Source organism: Parasutterella excrementihominis YIT 11859, from assembly GCF_000205025.1.
In the GTDB taxonomy this organism is placed as follows: Bacteria; Pseudomonadota; Gammaproteobacteria; order Burkholderiales; family Burkholderiaceae_F; genus Parasutterella; species Parasutterella excrementihominis.
Map to the genome: position 1 here is coordinate 1 of NZ_GL883753.1, position 2,080 is coordinate 2,080.

A 2,080-nucleotide genomic window follows, 5' to 3' on the forward strand; every position below is an offset into this window, starting at 1 on the left:
CCTTTCGGTAATCGCTGGTATTTCACTGCTTTGATAGCTTGAATTTTCAAATACGCAGACTGAGGCAAATAGTCTAGTGACCAGGCTGCCTTCGCGACCGCCTTAAATGCATTGAGATAAAGATTCACAGTTGCACCGGAACAATTTCTTGCCGTTAAGTGTTTTTTGATTAATGTCCAGTGGCTTGTCCTTAGTTTTGACCAATCAATCAATTCGTAATTTTCATGTCCAAGAACCCTTGCAATATTTTTTATGCAGTTTTGCATTGTTATCGAAGAACGACGGGAGCCGAGGGACGATAAATACAACTCGACCGGATTCTTCTTCCAGCCAGTGGATGCAGTTGGTATAAAAAGCATTTTGCACCTTATCCAAAGTTAAATTGCCAAAATAATCGCAAAGGAGTACTTCTGATGTTCTCTTTCATGAAAGAAAAAACTTTGCTTTGAATGCCTGAAGCAAATCGTCACGCTGCGTGGTCGTGAGATTGACACCGGTGATAATGATTTTTCCTCCGGTAAAAGAAGCGTGATCGATTAAGCTTTGAGCAACGGTTCCGGGAACGTAGTGTCTGAAGAGATCCGTTAAAGAAGTCTTGGCTTCTTCCGGCAGAGCTGCTTGCAAACTGACAGTCGATAGAGCGGTTTGGCCTTGGCGCCCCAGTGAATCAAAAATATTGGCCGCGTTATTCGTCAGAAGGGTGCCGGAAGAATTTAGACGTCCGTTCGTGGAAAATTCAAAGCCGTTTTGGAAGTTCACAGCACCGCTGTTGTTGAGGCTGCCGGAAATGGCATAGTGCGCAGTTTCAGTCCAGCTTCCCCGGTTATTAAGAGTACCGGTGGAGGTTAGGTTACCCCTGGTAGTGACGTTCCCGGTTAAAGAAAGCGTCCCGGTATTTGCCAAACTCCCGCCTAGATCGGCGCTCCCAATAGTCAAATTGCCGGAGTTTAAGCTTGAACCGTTGGATTGATTGAAATTGGCTATTGAAAGAGTTGCAGCATTGGAAAGTGAACCATTTTCTTTATTGATCGTGCCAAAAACATAGGAGCCTTTGGTTACTGAAACCTGGCCGCCTTTTTGGGTGAGTAGACTTGTTTGATTTAGAGAACCACCAGCCAAAACGAGAGAATTTCCTATTGAAAAATTACCCGTTCTTTGGCCGATAATAATCGGCTGTTGGGTTATCAGTGAACCGCTGTTTAAGGCAACTCCATTATGGATATAAATATTGTTAGTGGAATTTTGATTAAATGATCCGCCGTTAATATTGAGTTGCCCAATTTCTCCGGAAACATTCATGTTTTTAGATGCGAGATTGAAGTTTCCCCAATTGTTAAGAGTTCCGATGCTAAAACTGCCTGTACCTGAGGTATGGACATCCGTTCCCAGTCCGCTTCCAGTTTTGTGTCCGGTATTAAAGAACGAACCGTACAAATTCATTGTTCCGCTAACAACCAAGCGAGAGGTAAACGGAACGTACTGATAGTTGACAGCTCTAGAGCCTAGATAAAGCCATCCGGAAACATTTAGATCTCTTGTTGTTAAAGAAGCATTGACGTTACTTGCACTTCCGTTCCCTACTTGACCAATAGAAACCCATGTTTCTGGGCCGAAACTTGTTGTTCCGTTGACTACCAAATTGACATTGGGGAAGTATTCGTTGTCAGAAACACAGCCGATTAACAAATCATCATCCGAATTCGTTGTAGTCGTTCTAAGGTTGTAATCAAAATTGCCATTGATCGTTGTATCTTCACTGATAAAGAAAATACCGTTGTACTTATTGGGTAACCTTGAATCTGCATTGAGGACATTCCCATTTATAACAACTGCGGCTTGTGAAGATCCAGACAGCAATAGACCAATAGAACCAATGAGTACAGTTGCTTTTCCCGCGCTTTGGCTCACAGCAGTCATCGCCTCAGAAACTGCAACTAAGCATTCTCGGGACTGGTTCCAAATCTTTTTAAAGATTTTGTTCATATTTTTCTCCTAGGGAAAGAAACGCAAACGTTTCCATCAGCACTGTTGAGAAACAGCACTGGTGGAAGCATCCGGGAGAAAAAACTTTGCTTTGAAT

General features: G+C 43.0%; 1 protein-coding gene and 1 pseudogene. Both read right to left on the reverse strand.

All coding sequences use genetic code 11. The features are described 5' to 3' along the window. Positions 1-359: pseudogene (locus HMPREF9439_RS13370) on the reverse strand (phage integrase SAM-like domain-containing protein); the annotation flags it as partial. A gap of 64 nt (positions 360-423) precedes the next feature. Continuing rightward, positions 424-1,983, reverse strand: coding sequence for an ESPR domain-containing protein (locus tag HMPREF9439_RS09960; protein WP_008864758.1), 1,560 nt, complete (start codon positions 1,981-1,983; stop codon positions 424-426). Positions 1,984-2,080: the final 97 nt, after the last annotated feature.